The sequence below is a fragment of the Streptomyces sp. NPDC046859 genome (assembly GCF_040645135.1).
Taxonomy (GTDB): Bacteria; Actinomycetota; Actinomycetes; order Streptomycetales; family Streptomycetaceae; genus Streptomyces.
Map to the genome: position 1 here is coordinate 116,752 of NZ_JBEYXR010000004.1, position 17,070 is coordinate 133,821.

Annotated in this window: 8 protein-coding genes; 1 reads left to right on the top strand and 7 read right to left on the bottom strand. The window is 70.9% G+C overall.

Features of this window, described 5'->3' with window-relative positions; genetic code table 11:
- Positions 1 to 190 precede the first annotated feature (190 nt).
- From ABZ899_RS06925 to ABZ899_RS06955, 7 genes are all read right to left on the bottom strand, one after another.
- Positions 191 to 1,930 carry a hypothetical protein gene (locus ABZ899_RS06925; RefSeq protein ID WP_361341816.1) on the bottom strand — a complete coding sequence of 580 codons (1,740 nt, stop codon included), beginning with the start codon at positions 1,928 to 1,930 and terminating at the stop codon, positions 191 to 193.
- Entirely contained in the window at positions 1,930 to 7,395 is a 5,466-nt protein-coding gene (locus ABZ899_RS06930) for a DEAD/DEAH box helicase (RefSeq protein WP_361341818.1), read from the bottom strand. The genes ABZ899_RS06925 and ABZ899_RS06930 overlap by 1 nt, the downstream gene beginning before the upstream one ends.
- Positions 7,392 to 8,378 (bottom strand): hypothetical protein, encoded by a 987-nt coding sequence (locus ABZ899_RS06935; RefSeq protein WP_361341821.1) that lies wholly within the window; start codon positions 8,376 to 8,378, stop codon positions 7,392 to 7,394. Before ABZ899_RS06935 ends, ABZ899_RS06930 begins: the two co-directional genes overlap by 4 nt.
- Entirely contained in the window at positions 8,375 to 10,435 is a 2,061-nt protein-coding gene (locus ABZ899_RS06940) for a hypothetical protein (protein ID WP_361341824.1), read from the bottom strand. Before ABZ899_RS06940 ends, ABZ899_RS06935 begins: the two co-directional genes overlap by 4 nt.
- 515 nt (positions 10,436 to 10,950) lie before the next feature.
- Positions 10,951 to 12,522 carry an RNase H family protein gene (locus tag ABZ899_RS06945; protein ID WP_361341827.1) on the bottom strand — a complete coding sequence of 524 codons (1,572 nt, stop codon included), beginning with the start codon at positions 12,520 to 12,522 and terminating at the stop codon, positions 10,951 to 10,953.
- A 106-nt stretch (positions 12,523 to 12,628) separates the two neighbouring features.
- Positions 12,629 to 13,264 (bottom strand): hypothetical protein, encoded by a 636-nt coding sequence (locus ABZ899_RS06950; RefSeq protein ID WP_361341830.1) that lies wholly within the window; start codon positions 13,262 to 13,264, stop codon positions 12,629 to 12,631.
- A 169-nt stretch (positions 13,265 to 13,433) separates the two neighbouring features.
- Entirely contained in the window at positions 13,434 to 14,666 is a 1,233-nt protein-coding gene (locus ABZ899_RS06955) for a DNA sulfur modification protein DndB (protein ID WP_361341833.1), read from the bottom strand.
- 265 nt (positions 14,667 to 14,931) lie between these two features.
- Between ABZ899_RS06955 and ABZ899_RS06960 the strand changes: the two genes are divergently transcribed.
- Positions 14,932 to 17,067, top strand: coding sequence for an N-6 DNA methylase (locus ABZ899_RS06960; RefSeq protein ID WP_361341835.1), 2,136 nt, complete (start codon positions 14,932 to 14,934; stop codon positions 17,065 to 17,067).
- The last annotated feature ends 3 nt before the right edge of the window (positions 17,068 to 17,070 follow it).

A 17,070-nucleotide genomic window follows, 5' to 3' on the forward strand; every position in this document is an offset into this window, starting at 1 on the left:
ATCGCAGCGGCGTCCAGTGCTCCCGGGGCGAGCTCGGGCAGATCGCTTCCCTTGCTCCGCCACGGAGCAGTCTCGGCGGCCCGGCGCTCACCGCGACTCCGCGCGCTCCCGCTGTTGGGACCGCGTCCCCGATTTCCCTGCGATCCGTCACGGACCCCTGAATCCATGTGGCCTCGGCCGGTTTTGTTCCTCACGATGTGCTGCTCTCTGCGTCTTCAGGGGCTGCGACCTCGTCGGCAGCCAAGGAAAGGCGTTCTGTCACCTTGGTGATTATTTCTCGCGCCGCCTCGGCGCGGGACCACTCGCGGTCGCGGTCCGTGGGCTCATCGGTGAGCCTCGGCAGGGGCTCGGGCGGGAGCTCCAGCCGGTGGCTCGTGGCGGTGGGGTCCTGCCAGCGGTGCGGGGTGAGCGGCACGGCGAACCAGGGATCCTCCCGCTGCCTGCGGACCGCCTCCTCGATCATGTCCTTGGCCCGGTTGATCTGGGCACGCCCGGCGTCGTCGAGCTCTTTCCTCAGCACACGCCAGGTCCGCTTCCAGTCCTCCGCCCCGTCGGGCACACCGAGGGCCAGATACGGGTTCAGCGGCGGCAGTTCGCGGTCTGTGGGGCGCAGGCCCTCCAGCAGGCTCCGGTTCCTCCGCAGAGCGGCCAGGGCGCTCTGTCCGAGCTGCTCCGCCACTGGAGGACGTCCTTCCGCGTCCCGCTCCAGAAGACTGAGGGACTCCGTGGCGCCCTGCCCGATGCACAGGTACGCCCGGATGTTCTGCGCCTCCCAGCGGGCGGGCTGAGGATGGTGCCGCAGTCTCCCGGCCACGGCGAGCGCGGCGGTCCGCCGCTGTTCCGCCGTCTCCTCGTCACCGCGGAGAACGGCATGGTGCATCTGCCGGACCGCCCTGAGCATGGTCCGCACACCGATCCAGCTGTTGAACCTCTTGTTGCCCCGGCTGTACACGTGGGGACGGAGCCGCTCGAGGAGAAGCCACAGCCCGTCGTCGGCGACGAGGTCGTCCGGGACCTCGCCGGTCCGCTGCACCTCGCCCAGCGCGGCGAGGAGCTTCCGCGTCGGCGGGAGGATGTCGGTCCACTCCTCCGTGACCGCCCGGGCGTCGTTGGCCTGCAACCTCACCAGCAGACGCCAGTCCTCGGGCCATCCGGGGCCCGGCTCCGTGCCGGGACCCGCTTTCCGGCGCTCCCTCTCCAGCGGCCACGCCAGCAGGTCCATCTCCTCGTCCGTGAGCGTGGCCGGGTCGAGGCGGGCTCGGAAGTAGGCGGCGCGCGACGTGCCGTCACGTTCGGGTACCGCGTTGATCCACTCCTCGTCGATGTAGTCGTCGAGCAGCGGCTGAGGAAGCGTCGCCAGCAGAGCCCTCTGCCGGAGGGCGGGCAGGTTCACGTCTGTCAGACGACGGTCGTCCTGGTAGATCTGCCACATGCTGCCCGGCTCGCCGAGGAGGGGCAGCGGCTTGTCCGCCAGCAGGGCCCGGGCCCGCCCGTCGAGCCGGCTGCCGAGCACATCCAGCCCATGGTCCTGGGCCATGGCCAGCAGCGAGACGCCGCCGACCGGGTCGTCCATCCGCGAGGCGGCCCCGGCGGCGGCTTCGGCCAGCTTCCGCGCGGTGACTGCTCCGGGCTCCCCGTTCAGCACGTCGGGCATCGTGATCTCAGCGAAGGTTCGGGCGCGTTCCCACGCCGCCCGGTCGGCGAATCCCTCGGGGACGGGCGGCTCGGCTGTCACCGGAGTCGTCCGCTGCGACGGCGGAGCAACCGCGACGGAGGCGTCGGCCGTTTCTGCGGCCTGCGGGGCCGCCGTACCGAGCGGCCCTTGCCCACGGGCCCGGCGCAGCGCGAGGCGGCGGGCGATCTCACGCTGCCGCAGCTCCTCCCGGTACGCCTGCTCGTCCTGGCCCCCGCCGAGGGTGCCTGTGGTCATCAGAATTCCTCCGCGAAGGTGCGCACCTGCTCGATCACCGCGGCAGGCGTCCGGTCGAGGCTGTAGGAGTCGGCGAAGACGACCCGGTCGGCGAGCCCGTCGGCCCGCACTTCTCCCCTGAGTTTCTGGAGCCGTTCGGTCCCGCATTCCTCGGTGGCGGATTCCAGGGGGTGCTTCACGACCACCGCGACGGGCTCGCCGGTGAACTCGGAGGTGAAAAGCGCCACCGGTCCTGCGGCCGTGTCCGTCACGTCGACCGTGGCGTCCTCGCTCGCCCAGCCCTTCAGCAGCCGGGCGTGCTCGTCCAGGGGGATCCGCAGTTCCCGGCCCCGCAGAGCGTCGGTGAGGTCCCGGGCGAGCCGCCAGTCGTACAGCGGGTGGAGCCGCATGTTCGAGTAGTCGCGCAGACAGGCGTAGCAGGAGCTGCGGCAGTGCAGTGCGTGGTGATCGCCCTCCAGATCCTGGACGTACCGGTCGACCGCCTGGAGGAACTCCTCGATGTGCTGCTTCGAACCGAGGTGGGTGCTGAAGCCGGCTCCGTTGTCGAGGCTGTCGGCCAGGTAGGCCATGACGGGCGCGGCCACCGGGGCGTCCGAGCCGTGGATGCCGCTCAGGAGTTCTTCCGGCTGCACGTCGAGGTGCGGCGCCGCGGCACGGCGGAGCAGCGCTGCGAGCGAGTACCAGGCGGCGCGCCGGCCGTGGTACGCCTCGGGAAATCCGTCGATCTGCTGGGACTTGGAGATGTCGAAGCGGAGTCCTCGGCTGGTGTCGAGTGCGCCCTTGGCGCCGATGAACAGCATGTCGGTGTGCTGGGTGGCGCCGAGGGCGATCTCCAGGTCGGCGTCCGCCTTCGGGTTGTCCACGGCCCGGTAGCCGAACCAGGGCGCCTGGCCCTTGGCGAACCGGAAGAGCTTGCCGGCATTGGTGTTGACGATGTAGCGGTCACCGCTGCCGGTGTGGACGACCATCCAGTCGTCGGCGGCCCGGTGGATCCGCGGTGCGGTCCGCTCCAGGTCCGTGGCGGTCCGCGCGCTGGTGGCGTGGGAGCCGAACTCCCGGTAGCCGTCGTAGTCGCGTGCTTCGGGAGCGGCCCGGAACCCCGCGGGCTCCCTGAACGGTACGGCCTTGTAGTACTTGCTCTCCGCTCCGCAGGCGGGGCAGGTGCCCGCGCTTCCGCTCTCCGGATCGATGACGGCCGTCGGGTCGACGTGCGAGCAGATCCGGCACATGGCGACGAGCCGTTCCGGTCCGAAGGGCTCCTCGACCGCCTTCACACCACGGCCGCTCGGGACGAGGGAGACCACGCCCATGGAACGCAGCAGGCGGCCGTCCTGCGGCGTCTCGCTGCCCGGCGCGAACTTGCTGAGGGCGACGGCCAGGTCCCGGTTGACGGAATCGGCGGGGGGCCACGGGAAGGTCTTCTTCGGGATGCTCCTGTGGAGGAGGCGGGAGCGTGTGGGGAACCCGAACATGGGCAGAAGGCCCGCCTCCGCCAGGCGCTGGCTGAGGTCGGAGTGCCCGACGGCCTCGCCTGCCACGGCGTCGATCTGGTCCAGGAGTTTGTCGACGGTGGCCACGGGGTCGATGGCGGTGATGTTCTCCGGTGTGCCGGACTGGAGCGCCGAGGCTGCGGCCCTGATCAGGTGCGGGTGTTCCGCGACCCAGCGGCGGACCGAGGGACGGTGCGTCGGCCAGTCCGCGGCGAGACCGAACTGTCCGTGGACGTTGCTCGTCATGTCCGGGCCCTTCCTGCGGTCCTCCGGCTGAAGGGGCGCGAAGGCCTGGCGGAGGACTTCGCCCAGCAGGACCCGCCGGAATACGGAGGCCATGCCGAGGACGAGGTAGGGCGGCGGAGTCGGATCGTTGGTGATCGCCTCGGGGCGGGCGAAGTAGTGCTCGTCGTGGCTGCGTCCGCGGCAGACTGTGAGGGCCACGGCGACCGGGCTGTTCCGGCGGCCCGCGCGGCCCACCCGCTGCTGGTAGTTGAATCGGGTGGGCGGCATGTTGGCCATGATCACGGTGTTGAGCGGTCCGATGTCGACGCCGGCTTCCATGGTCGTGGTCACGGAGAGCAGTTCCAGCCCGTCCGCCTGTGGAACGTCGTTGTCGCCGAGGAAGACGTCCTGGAAGAGGCTCTGCCGGCGCTGGGCCTCCAAGCGGTCCGTCTGGCCGGTCAGTTCCGCGGTGCGCAGGGGGAAGTCCCCGGTGCGGTGGGCGGCCTTCCAGGCGTAGTAGTCGTCCTCGAAGAACCCTTGGTACTGCTGGGGCTCGGCAGGCAGTGCGGTAAGGCACTTGGTGCACAGCCCACCGCCTGGGTGGAGGTGCGGCCGGTGGCAGGCGGGGCATGTCCAGGTCTTGTTGTCCGCCGGACGCAGTGCCACCTTCTCCGGCTTGATGACGTACTCGACCACGGCGTCCTTCCACACGCCGAGCACCCGGTCCATGACCGTCTCCCTGTCGCTGCCCTGACGGTCGGCGACCTTCTCCCAGAAGCGCTTCAGAGGCGCCGGCGGTCCCTGCAGCGGTCCGCGCATTCTGCTGAAACGGCGCATCAGGCCGAGGATCCGCAGACTTGCCCGTGCCACGGCCAGGTCGCTGTCCGGGCTGATGGCGGTCGGCGAGCGGTCGTCACGCAGACACAACCAGCCGAGCCCGAGCGACTCGAAGTCACGGCCGCCGCCGGAGAACAGGCTGCCGACGGTCTCCTGGCGCAGACGCGTGCGGAGGCGGTCGAGCAGTTCCTGCTGCGCCTGAGTGTCCGCGACAGCTTCCCGGTCCCGCTCCCAGTTGAAGAGCGTGGTCCAGGGCTGCTCCGCCGAGGTCTGCTGGAGCGAGGCGGCGGGGCCGGCGGGGTTGGTGCCGTGCTGCAGCAACCTGCCCTCCAGATCGGTGGCGAGGTCGTCGAGCGACGGCAGTGCGGAGAACTTCCGTTCGAGGTCGGGCAGGAGCTCGGGTTCGGCGTCAAGGTCGTCGGTGAGAATGGCTTTCAGGCGTCCCCAGTCCGCGGGGTCGCGGTCCCGCGTCCGCTTCATGGCGGCGCGCACGCTGTCGGGGTCCACGGGTTCCTTCGCGTAGTACGCCTTCACCAGCTGGAGGTCTGCGAACGGGTCTCCCTGGCCGGCGACTGCTTCGGCACTGAGCAGGCGAAGGAGGTCCTGGTAGTGACGGAGAGCGAGGCCACTGGCGAGTTCGGAGGCGTCGTCGCGGCTGTCGGAGAAGGCGATGGCCTTGCGCTGTCCGTCGGGCAGGTGGCCCAGCGCCTCGGTCACGAGCACTTGGTTGATCTTGTAGAAACCGGTGCGCATCCTGCGGACGGGTGCGTTGCGCAGCCGGTCGGGCGACTCGAGCGGGACGAAGCGGCCATCCCGGTCGTACTTGATCTCCCAGTCGTCGCCGCAGGCGGGGCAGCGGGTGGGAAAGGCCTGCAGCCGGGCCGGATCGTAGGCGGGCTTCTTCCCCTCCTTGTCCACGGGCACGGCGATGTGGAACGACCAGCCGGTGTGCTGGACGTCGCGGTTCACCAGACGGCCGGTGACCGGCTGGTAGGCGCTGCGACGGAACGCGAACTCGACCTGGGGCCCACCGTCGGACAGGCCCGCGTGCCAGGCGGCGTCGTCGAGACCGAGTCCCTTGGGTCGTGGCCAGTACACGACGTAGTTCGCCGCGGTGGGCGCTCCGCTGTCCTCGTCCGGCAACAGGTCGAGATCCGGGAAGTCGGTGTGCAGGGCGCCGGTGAACTTGCGCTTCCGGGTGTCCTTGGGGCTGGCGTAACCGCCGAGCATGAGGTCGCCGCAGGCCTGGCAGGAGAGGAGCTCCAGCACCCGGGCCCCGCAGGTGCACCGGGAGGTGGGTTCGGCGAAGAGACGCCCCACTCTGCGTTCGGGCCCGTGCTCCACGGGAATGTGGGGGCACTGGGGGTCGGAGCAGGCCCAGATCCCTTCGATGTTCCGGAAGAAGAAGTGCGCCCGCAGCTGCGGGAGTTCGGGGTCCTCGGCGATGCCGAGTATCCGCAGTACGCCGTGGAGGGCATCCTGGCGCCGCTCGGTGGGGACCTCCGGGAAGAGGTTCTTCGCCAGTTCCGGGGCGGGCAGTGCGCGGGCCTTCCCGCCGGGGGTCAGGGCCCGCTGGAGCGCCGGGCCGAGCCCCGTCTCGCGGGCCAAGGCGGCGGCATCCTTCTGGGTGAGGGGCTCCTCGGCCGTGCGGGCGAGGAGCTCGGCGTGTGCGGTGAGGTCGCCCGTGCCGGGGATCTCCTTGGCCCTGCCGGGGATGATCACGCGCCGGGACCCGGACAGGGCGAAGAATCCGTCGAGGAACTCGTCGTCGCGCCCGGCCTCCAACGACGCGGACGCCGCCATCACGCGGAACTTCTCGGGCGCCCCGTCCAGACCGAGGCGGTGACGCAGGTTGCGCAGCAGGTAGGCCACCTCGGTGCCGGCCGTGCCGCGGTACATGTGGAGCTCGTCGAGGATCAGGGTGAACCGGGCGTCCGGCGTCTCCTCCAACCACTTCCGGGTCGCGCTGAAGATGTGCTCCTCCTGCTTGCGGAGCAGCATGATGTTCAGCATCGAGTAGTTGGTGACCATGATGTCCGGCGGTGCGGCCTGCATGTCCCAGCGGGCGTGCATCTCTGCCCCGCCGAGGCGCGGGATGAACGGCCGCAGCTCCTCGCCGAGCTTCTCGTCGGCCTTGCGCTGCCGGTCCTGGACCTCTCGCAGGTACTGCCGGAGACGGTGGTTGGCCGGTTCGGAGTCCAGGCTGCCGGAGACGGGGGTGGCTCCGGTGTAGCGGCCGAAGTAGAAGCGGTGGCCGTGGCGCTTCCGGTCCAGCCACGCGTGCGCCTCGCTGCTGTCGAGGGCCTTCCGAAGGCGCACCAGCTGGTCGTCGGCCAGGGCGTTGGTGGGGTAGAGGATCAGCACCCGCATGGCGGCGGGGTGGCCGTGCTCGCCGCGTCGGCTCGGCACGAAGCCGGCCTCCCCCTTCCACCACTCCGGCTGCACCGCGCGGGTGCCTTTCCAGTCGGAGGACTCCTTGACGAGGTCGGCCAGGATCGGCAGCAGGAAGGACTCCGTCTTGCCGGACCCCGTGCCCGCCGTGACCACGAAGTCCTTGCCCTGGCCCGCGGCGACCAGCGCGTCGTGCTGGTGCTGGTAGAGGCTCGTCACGCCCTCGGGGAGCGTGAACCGGGCGAACTCGGCGGCGTCCGGGTGCGCCCCCGCTTCGGCGAAGGACTCGGCGATGCCGATGCCCCGGGAGGCGTACTGGGGGCGCAGTTCGATCAGAGGGTCCCGCCAGGCCCCGTTGTCCCGGTTCAGCAGACCGCGCCGCTCCGCCATGACGGAGGGGTCGTCGACCCAGAACGGGGTGTCGTAGTACCGGAAGAGGGCGCTGCGCAGGTCGTCGAAGGTGCCCAGGACGTCCTGGACGTCGCTGTCGGTCGTCGCCGCTGTCTTCTCGTCGTCGCTCACTTGGTCCTCCCGCCGGCGGTGGCCACCGGTCGCGGCATGATCTCCAGGTGCTGGCACAGTGAGGCGGCGATCGCCTCGGCGAGCGCCCTCGGCACGTTGTCGTAGGCGCGGGTCTGCGCCTGCCGGCTCGCCGAAGGCGGGAAGCCGCTGCACAGGACGGCCGCACGCTCGTGCAGCGCGGGCAGGGGTGCGTACCGGTCGACGAAGAGCCTGCCGACGCCCGCACGGCCCCGGCCGGACTCGGCGCGCCAGCGCATGGCCCCGGTGCGATGGCGGGCGAGCTCGAGGTAGATGCCCGTTTCGCGTTCCACCGCGTGGAAGACGCCGTCGCGGCGGACGCGGGTCAGGCGCGCATAGTCGGCGCCACGCCAGCGGTACAGGCCGTCCTCGCCGTCGCGGTCCACGGGGACGAACCGCTGAAGGCGGGGCTCGTACTTCTCCAGCGTGCCGGCGGTGCTCCCGCCCGGCGGCGCGGCCTCCGGTCCCAGCTCGGCCTGGGGAAGCAGCTCGGCCAGTTGCCGGGCGGCGCACGGCACGTAGCGGGCGCCGAGGAGATCGGCGGTCTCCCTCAGAGTGCGTACGTCCTCGTACTGGACCAGGAGGGTGTCCGGCAGTGGCACTTCACCGACGTCCGGCCGGTGAGGGGCTGTGATCAGCTCCATCCACTCCCCTGCCGCCTCCGCGACGCGCGCGCTGATCCGCGCGGTACGCGCGCCGGTCAGAAGAGCGAGACCGTCGGCGTGGGGCAGCCTGGTCAGCACCGGCGGGGCCACCGACCAGCGGTCCGCACGCAGGTCCACGTCGATGAAGCCGAGGGCGGCGGCCCCGCGCATCCAGTCCCACTCGGCGTACTCCTTCAGCTCCAAGCCACGTGCCCGGGCCTGGCCGCGCACACCGTCGCGTAGCACGGACGCCCTGCCGCTGCGGCTCTCGCTCAGCCAGCGCAGCAGAAGGCCGCCCACGCTGTTCATGGGTTCCGTCATCGGTCGAGCTCCTTCGCGGCCTGTACGTAACTGGCCCACGTGGGCTCGTCGGACACCTGCTGGACGTTGAGGACGGCGCGTGCCCACGCCCGCGGGTTGGCTGTGTGCGCCGGGTTCGCCGCACCGGGGTCGACGGGGCTTCCCTTCCATCGCCCGCTCCGGCGCTCCAGGAGCCAGCCGCCGATGCCGTGGAAGTCGGCCTCGAAGCGGAGGGGTGCCGGAGTGTCGGGAAGACGCTCCGTCCACCAGTCGGGCTGCTCCGGGGGTTCCAGCGTCCACAGCCGTCCGTCGGCCGCTGCGAACAGCACCTCGTCCGAGTCCCGGCGGCACAACTCTGTGCGACCGGTTCCGTGGTGGGACGCCGCACCCGTGCAGTCGGCGCCGACGACGCCGGTGGGCAGAGCACGCTCCTCGAGGAGCGCGGACGACTCGGACGCCTTGCCGTCCGCGACGGCGAAGCCGCAGACCTTGGTGATCCTCGGCTCGACGTCGGCCTGGTCGGCGGTGGCGAACTCGACCTCCGCGCCCGCGTAGCTCACCGTGTGACGTCCCGAATCCAGCCCGAGGCCTGTCAGGGGGACGGCGCGACCCGCGGCGACCGCCTTCCGCAGCTCGATCAGCTCCTCGCCGTCGACCAGGAGGGCGCCCGTGCCCTCCACGACGTCCGGGAGGACGACCTGGGGCTCTCCCCCTGTCAGGTACAGGTGGGGGTCGAGCGAAGGCGCCAGCTTCAGCCCGCCCTCCAGGCGGAGCTTGAACTGGGCCGGCGGCTGCAGCAGGCCGACGGCTCCCTGGACCTCGTGGAGCGCCCTGCGCAGCGTGACCGTGTCGTCGAACGTGACGGGCTTGTGCAGGGACCAGCCCTGCGGCACCCAGCTCAGCTTGCTGGTGTCGGCGCTTCGGCCCGTGGTCGCGGCCTTGTCGAGCAGTCGCTGCACGTCCCGCTGCGCGGTCGGCGCGGCGAGCACGACGTGTGCCTCTCCGGGCCGGAAGCCGTCGGTCGTCGCCCAGACACCGAGTACGTCATCGCGTGCGAGGACCAGGACGGGGGACGGCGGACGGCTGAGCACCAGGCGGTCGCCGTCGCGTCTGATGCCCTTGGTCAGGGTGCCCGCGCTCGGGTCGGGCAGCCCCGTCACCTCGTAGTAGGCGGTGTCGCCGAGTTGTTCGAGGACGACACCGCCGCTCAGTTCGACGCGTCTCTTCCGCTCGGGGGACCGCAGGCGCGCCACCCATCCGAGACGCCCCGCGTCCAGCCGTACGAGGAGTTCGGCCCGGACGACCCCGGTCGGCACCAGCTCGTCCGAACCGTCCCAGGAGGCTGCGTAGTTACCCATGAGCTTCGCGAGCAGCGGGCGGAACTCCTCCTCTTGGAGCGCATTGCCGAAGCCCCTGGAGAAGTGCCGTTCCATGCCCCGGATCTCGATCTGGGCGAGCAGCGTCTCTCCCGGCAGCGGCCAGGTCGTACCGTGCTCTCGCAGCGACCGGAAGAACCGCGGCATAAAGGACCGGTCCCTGCCGCTGATGAGGGCCTGGGACTGGGCGAACCCGATCATGCTCCGGTTGGACGGCAGATCCGTCGGAAGCGGAATGGTGCACAGGCCCCGGGCACCGCGCTGTTCGCGCTGCCAGGCGGCCAGCACCTGCCACATGCGGGACACGGGCTCGTAGTGGGCGCTGCCCAGTTGCCTCTCGTCGCCGGTCAGCAGTGTGGAGAAGCGGGCATGGTAGGCGGTGGCCCGGTGGTTCCGGTCGTTCACCATCCGGGACGCGGCCACCACCGAGCAGGCCAGCAGCGGCAGAAACGCGGGTATGTCGTCCTTGTCCTGCTGGCGCCTGCGCCAGCGGTAGGCCTCCAGCGCCCCGTACGGTTCGGCCGTGCCCAGCCGCAGGAACCTGCCGACACAGTCGGCGAGGGGCTCCTCCAGGCCGTAGCCCTGCCTGAGCTCCTGCTCCACGTCGTCATCGACGTAGAACACCGTGGGGTGGCCGGCGTGTTGCCGTCCGAAGAACTCCTCGGCCAGCACGTCCTGCCACACCTGATATGAATGATCCACTCTGTCCCCAAAAGAGTTGTTCCGATGCCCTGTTGATGCAGCCCTCGGCATGGAACGGTCTTCCGTGTCACGTTGAACGGCCGCCAAGCACGCCGTTCCGGACACCCCTCGGCCTCAGCCCTCGATTGCGCCACCCAGACGTAACGCCACGGCACACAACTCCCGAGGCTCCCCACCCATCCCCCCACCATTTCCCACCGGCGTCACTACGGTGCTCAAGGAATCACCCGAAAGAGATAGCCATAGCCTCACCGTCGGTGATTCCCTCACACCGGCCCCAGAGCTCCGCCGTCCCGCGCGGCATGGAGATCGGTGCACCCTGAAATCAAAAGTTACCTGTGTAGATGATGTGGTTGAAGTATGGAGTACGTCAATCGTTGTGCTGGTCGGCAGCATGCCCGTGCACACGGGTCATCGCTGTGGCTTGCGCATGTTGACGAGGAACATGAAGGCGGGGCTCCTTTCATCCGGGAAGTCCGTCAATGACAGGGCAACCGCCGTGCTGGGTCGCGCACTTATGCAGCGGTCAACGAATGGTGCTGTGCGGAACCGAACGTACGCAGAATCCGCGCCGTCTCTTTCCTTGCCATGGCGGCGGGGAAGCGCCCCGTGGCACGGCGAAGCGCAAGACGGGCGTAGGCGTCCGCAGTCTCGTTGAGGTCATGCCCGACATGGCCCTTCAGCCAGCGCACCTGGACGCGGTCACGGTGGCGCATCAGGCGGTCCAGCAGCTGCAGGCTCTCCGGGAACAGAATGGTGCGGCGGGCTGCCCCGGGATCAGCAGCCCTCAGAGCGGAGTCGACCGCGTCGACGGCCTCGGTGCTGTCGCACAGAAGCACTACCGACACCCCCTGGTGACGTTCGAGGAGGCTGAGAGCGGCAGCGCAGATACCGATGACTTCCGCTTCACCGCTGCTCGCGGCCATGGAGTCGCCGTGCCCGGTGCTCCCCTCCTCCGACGCCCAGCCGTATCCGCACACGGCGGAGTCGTCCCCTAGCGCGGCGTCGGCGACGGCCACGACGGCGGTATCGGGAACGTCGGCGAGCAGGGCGTACCGGTCGTCGTGAGCCGAGGCCGACGACACCGGGAACTCGCACTCGCCCTGCTCGTCCCGGCCGGCGAGCGACCCCTCGGCCACGACCTCGGCGACGGTTCCGTGACAGCGCCGGCAGCCGTCGGCCCGTTCGGGGCAGTCCGCCTGATGCTTCGCGGTGGCGTCCCGGACGCGCCGCCACGCTTCGGGCTGGGTGTGCGCGAAACGCGCCAGCGCACCGGCACGGCACTGAGCCACGACCTCCGCGAAGGGCCCTGAGGCCACACAGGCTTGCATCCGGTCATGGAGATCGGCCGCCCGAAGCTGCGCTTCACGCGAGCGGGCAGCGAGCACCGCGGCGTCCTGGTAGGCATCGTCCAGCGCATCAAGTCGTGTACGTCGAGCGGTAGGGGAACAGGCGAGTACGTCCCGTTCCACCTGCCCGATCGCGTAACGCCCCCATGCCAATGCCGTGCGGGTATGGCGGCTCCACCGCTCGACCACCGCGTCGTGCGGGAGAAACGGGTTCTCCTCCTCCCTGGCGTCGAGCAGGAGTGCCCGGACGAACGTCTCGTCGTCACAGTGCAGGAGTTCGCGTACCGCCTCCGGCACGACCCGGCCGGCCGCCGCCCGCTCCCAGGCCCATCGGGCGAGGTCGCTTTCCGGAGCGTGCGGCGAGCCGTCCGGCAGCCCTCTGCCACGGAGTTCCTGCCGCAGGAGTTCATGGAAGGACGAGGGGAAGGCCGTGCGCACGACCCTCAGCTCCAGCGGTTCCACCGGCCGCGGACGGCCGGTCCGACGGGCACGCTCCTTCTTGTACCTGGCCTCCGCCTGCGACCGTGCCCGTCGCACCGTGCGCGCCTGCGCACGCAGGCGCCGCAGCCGCTCGCGGGGCTGTACCGCCAGTTCCGCACGCCGTACGGCCCCGCGGGCGAGGACGTCGGCGTGCGCGAGGACGACGGCCACTGGGCCGACGAGGGCGGGATCCTCCAGAGCCGCCGCCGTCTCCGGCGCGCCGACCCCGTTCACCTGCCGGAGGACGGCCTCCTCCAAGGCGGTGAAGTCGTCGGCGAGGTGACGGATCAGCTCGGTGTGTTCTGCCATCACGACGGTGTCCTCTCAGGCGGGTCGGAGGTCGGGGAAGCCACTGCGGTCCGGGCTACTTCACCTGGCCGGTGAAGATGGCCGTGCGGTACCACCCGGAGCCCGAGGTGTCGGCCGGCGTGATCTCGATCTGGGCGTCCTTGGCGGTCTTGGGGAACACGCAGGCCGCCTTCCAGGTGCCCGACTTGCCCGGCAGCAGGTGCGTATCCGGCGTGCCGTCGAATCCCGCGTCCGTGTCGAAGACCTCCTCGGCACCCTCCGGGCAGGACAGACTGATCATGCTCAGGTCGAGGGCGGACAGGGAGCCGTTCCGCACCGTGACGGAGAAGGACAGGTAGGCCTTGCCGGACGGGCTGGCGTACTCGCCGGAGGTACCCCGGCCGAAGCTGCCCAGGTGCGCCTTGACGCCGTTGTTCCACGTGGCGGTCTTGTCGAGGTCGACGGTGAAGGTGTCGCCCTCGGAGTCGTCCACGGCGTCCTGCGCCGCCTCCTCGGCGCTCTGGTCGTCCTGCGAGGCACTGACCGTGGCGCCCTTCGGCGCGGAGTCGGTCTCGGTGCCGCTGATACCGGAACAGGCGGAGAGGAGGCAGCCCGCGGCTGCCGCGGCCACGGCCACAAGGGGCTTGCGCCAGCGTGCCGGGGTCGTCGCGATCGACGGTCGGGGCGCTGCGGCGATGTTCGGGGTGTTCATGGTCGTTTCCTTGTCTGTGTGGAAAGGGCGGACTGAGGCCGCCCTTCGGTCACGGCCCCGAGACACCGGATACGCGGGAGCCAGGGGCCGTGCCCATGTGAAGGGCCTCGTTCGGGCGGTGCTCGACCGAGAAGATCTAGACGTCAACAGGTCCCTGATATAGACCCGTTCAGCGACGAACGCCGCGGATCTTCTTACCCAGGTCGCCGGCCGGATCGAGGAGCGCGCCGGCGACACGGCCGGCGGAGTCCCTGACACCCCCGCTGAAGTTGAGACGACCGGAGGCGCCCACGGTGGCGCAGACGCCGTCCCAGTAGAGGGCTTCGCGCTCCCAGCGGACGTCGGCGAGCAGACGCTCCACCGCCTCGTAGTTCACGGCGACATCGGGGGCGCACCACGGGGTGGCACGGTGAAGCAGGATGCCGAGGCCCGCCATCACGGCCGGGGCGGTGATGGCGCTGCGCCGGGCGAAGTCCGGGAAGTGGTCCCCGATCAGCCGGGACACCAGGCGGACGACCACCGTCGCCACCTCGTCGGCGTCGGTGTTGGGCGGCAGGTCTCCCTCGTGGACGTTGGCCGCCGAGTAGTGGACACCCTTGCTGCCGAAGACGGTGGTGACGATCAGCGCCCGCAGCGCGGACAGCGTCAGCACCTCCTTGTCGGACTTGGTGAGCTGCCGCTTCCCGGCGTTGACCAGCTTGCCGAACGGCATCCGCTGCCCGTCCGACTCGACCTCGAGCGTCTCACCGACGGTGTAGGCGAGACGGGTGGCCAGGTCACGCTGGTCCATGGACATGGCCAGGTTCTTGGCGACGTCGACGCCCTTGACGTTGCGGTCGTAGAAGATCTGCCGGGCGTCCGCCGGTGAGATCCCGAGGTAGAGCTCGAAGGGGATGCGGACGCGCTGGTTGAGCTCCGTGTAGGTGAGACCGAAGGCCTCCGGGTCCCGGTAGATGTCGTGCCAGGCGGTGGTCTGTGTCTCGCCGTCGACGGCGATCACCACGGCGTCCGGAGCCACCGTCAGCGTCCGCAGGCCGGAGCCGGGAACCAGTTCGTCGCTCATCGCGGCGACCTCGCCCGGGTGCCAGAGCGTGATGGGCGGCGTGGACCACGCCGAGCCGTGCTTGCCGACGATGCCGGCGGCGATGTACTCGGCGTAGTCCGGGATGTTCTTTCCCTTCTGGGACTTCAGCGTCCGCTGCACGGTCGCGCGCAGTTCGGCGCGGCGCCGGTCGTGCCCGGAGGCGGCCTTGAGGACGCGCGGGTCCTCTTCCTGACGCGGGGACGGCACGAGCCGCACCAGCGTGGCGAGGGACATGGTGCCGATGACGGCGTCCTCGCGGAACGGCATGACGGTGAGCGGGATTCCTTCCGGGATGCCGCTCGGCATGGTCAGGCGCATGGGTTCCCCCCTGATGGTGATCGATGGCCCGGCGACAGGCCGGTAGGCGTGGTACTTCGCCGCTGTCCCGAGGTGGAGCTGAGACGCGGGCCGGGCTCTCGAGGCATGGCTGTGGCCAGGTACGTGTGCTTCACCACCGGTGCACTGCTCACCGTCGGAAGCGATTCCATGTAAGCATGACCGTGAAAGCATTGTCCATCAGCTTGCCAGAGTTGACGGGTGCTGTAGGGTGTGACCACGCCGACCATCGGAGCCAGGACCCCCCATGTCGCAGCCCTCCACACCATCCGCCCAGGTGACAGCCGCCGAGATCTCCCGCATCGCGGGCGTCACGCGCGCCACCGTCAGCAACTGGCGCCGGCGGCACGACGACTTCCCCGCACCCTCGGGCGGCACCGACAGCAGCCCGCTCTACGACCTCGAAGAGGTCCGTGCCTGGCTCGCCTCCCGCGGACAGCACACGGCGGCCACACCCAGCGGGGAACTGCGCACCACCCTGCGTCTCCGTGAACCGGCGGGAGCCGGTGCCTCCGACCTGCTCGTCCTCGTCCTGGCGGCGGCCCGCCGCCCCGCCGACGAGCTCACGGACCTGCTCGCGGGGTCCGACGCCGACCTGGTGAAGCGGGCGAACGAGGCAGCCGCCGGGGTGGCGGACGTGGTCCCGGAGACGGAGTCCGTCCGGTTCACCGACGTCGACACCACCGTCCTGCGCGCTCTGCTGCTCTGTGTCCGCGACGAGGGCGCACAGGCGGCGCTGGGAGTACTGGCCGAGCGGGAACTCGAGGACAGCGCCGCCAGCGGCGCCTACCGCACCCCCGCCCCACTCGCCGACCTGATGGCCGGCCTGGTGCCGGGCGCCCCGGCCCGCGTCCTCGACCCGGCCTGTGGCAGTGGCACCCTGCTGACGGCTGCGGCGGCACGGGGCGCGCGCGAGCTGTACGGGCAGGACAGCGTGCCGGTCCAAGCGCGTCGCACCGCGGTCGGCGTGACTTTGACGGCGAGCGAGGGCACACAGGTCACCGTGCGCACGGGCGACAGCCTGCGCGCCGACGCCTTCCCGGACCTCACGGTCGACGCCGTCCTGTGCAACCCGCCCTACGGCGACCGGGACTGGGGACACGACGAACTGGCCTACGACTCGCGCTGGGCGTACGGCTTCCCGCCCCGCGCCGAGTCGGAGCTGGCCTGGATCCAGCACGCGCTGGCCCACCTCGAACCGGGCGGCCACGCCGTGCTGCTCCTTCCGCCGGCTACGGCGTCCCGCTCCTCCGGCCGCCGTATCCGCGCGGAACTGATCCGGAGCGGCGCGCTGCGGGCGGTCGCCGCCCTGCCGCCCGGGGCGGCGGTCCCGCTCCACATCGGTCTGCAGGTGTGGGTGCTGCAACGGCCCGAACCGACGCGGCCGGCCTACCAGACGGTGCTGTTCGTCGACCCGGTGGGCGAGCCGTCAACCCCGGGACGCGGCGCAACCCGTTCGGGTTCGGTGGACTGGACGCGGGTGACCGAGCAGATCCTCTCCGCGTGGACGGCGTACGCCGAGGACCCGGACGCCTTCGAGGCACAGGCCGGTGTGGCGCGGGCGGTGAGCGTGGTCGACCTGCTCGACGAGGTCGTGGACGTGACACCCGCCCGGCAGGTCCGGGCCTCTCAGTCGGACATCGACCCTGAAGACCTGGCCCGTGAGGCGGCGGCGGCCCGCGAAGGGCTGTCAGCCGCGGTGCGGACGGTGGCCGAACTGGCCGGCGCTACGGCGTGGGACGCCGCGGGGGCCTCGGCCCGCGAGTGGCGCACGGCCACGGTGTCCGACCTGGCCCGGGGTGGGGCACTGAAGGTGCTGCGCGCGGTTCCGGTCTCACCGAGGGCGGCGGCCGAGGCGGAGGCCCTGGATGCGGGCAGCGGCGACAGCCGCGACCCTCGCCCTGTCCTGACCGGCCGTGACCTCAACGCCGGGACGGGACCGACCGGACTCTCCCTGGAAGTGCAGGCCGAGCAGATGCCGGAGATCGCCGAGGGTGACGTCCTGGTCCGTAGCCTCGTCGGCGGCAGTGGCCCCATGGCACGGGTGGCGGGCGAGGCGGAGGCCGGTGCTCTGCTGGGGACCGGACTTCACCTGTTCCGCCCGGACCCGGCACGGCTGGACCCGTGGTTCCTCCTCGGTTTCCTCAGCTCCGAGGCCAACCTGGCCGGCGCGTCGACCGGCAGTTCCACACTCCACCTCACACCGGGCCGACTGCGCGTACCGTTGCTGCCGCTGGAGGAGCAGCGCCGGTACGGCGAAGCATTCCGGCACGTGGAAGCGCTGCGTGAACAGGCGCGGACCGCCAGGGACTTGGCGGAGGAGACGGCGCGGCTCGTGAGCGGGGGGCTCGCGGGCGGCCAGTTGGTGCCGGAGCCCACTTAAGCT

Excerpts from the sequence above, each read along its gene's own strand:
- ABZ899_RS06925 (WP_361341816.1), bottom strand. The coding sequence starts at position 1,930 with ATGACCACAGGCACCCTCGGCGGGGGCCAGGACGAGCAGGCGTACCGG.
- ABZ899_RS06935 (WP_361341821.1), bottom strand. The coding sequence starts at position 8,378 with ATGACGGAACCCATGAACAGCGTGGGCGGCCTTCTGCTGCGCTGGCTG.
- ABZ899_RS06950 (WP_361341830.1), bottom strand. The coding sequence starts at position 13,264 with ATGAACACCCCGAACATCGCCGCAGCGCCCCGACCGTCGATCGCGACG.
- ABZ899_RS06955 (WP_361341833.1), bottom strand. The coding sequence starts at position 14,666 with ATGCGCCTGACCATGCCGAGCGGCATCCCGGAAGGAATCCCGCTCACC.
- ABZ899_RS06960 (WP_361341835.1), top strand. The coding sequence starts at position 14,932 with ATGTCGCAGCCCTCCACACCATCCGCCCAGGTGACAGCCGCCGAGATC.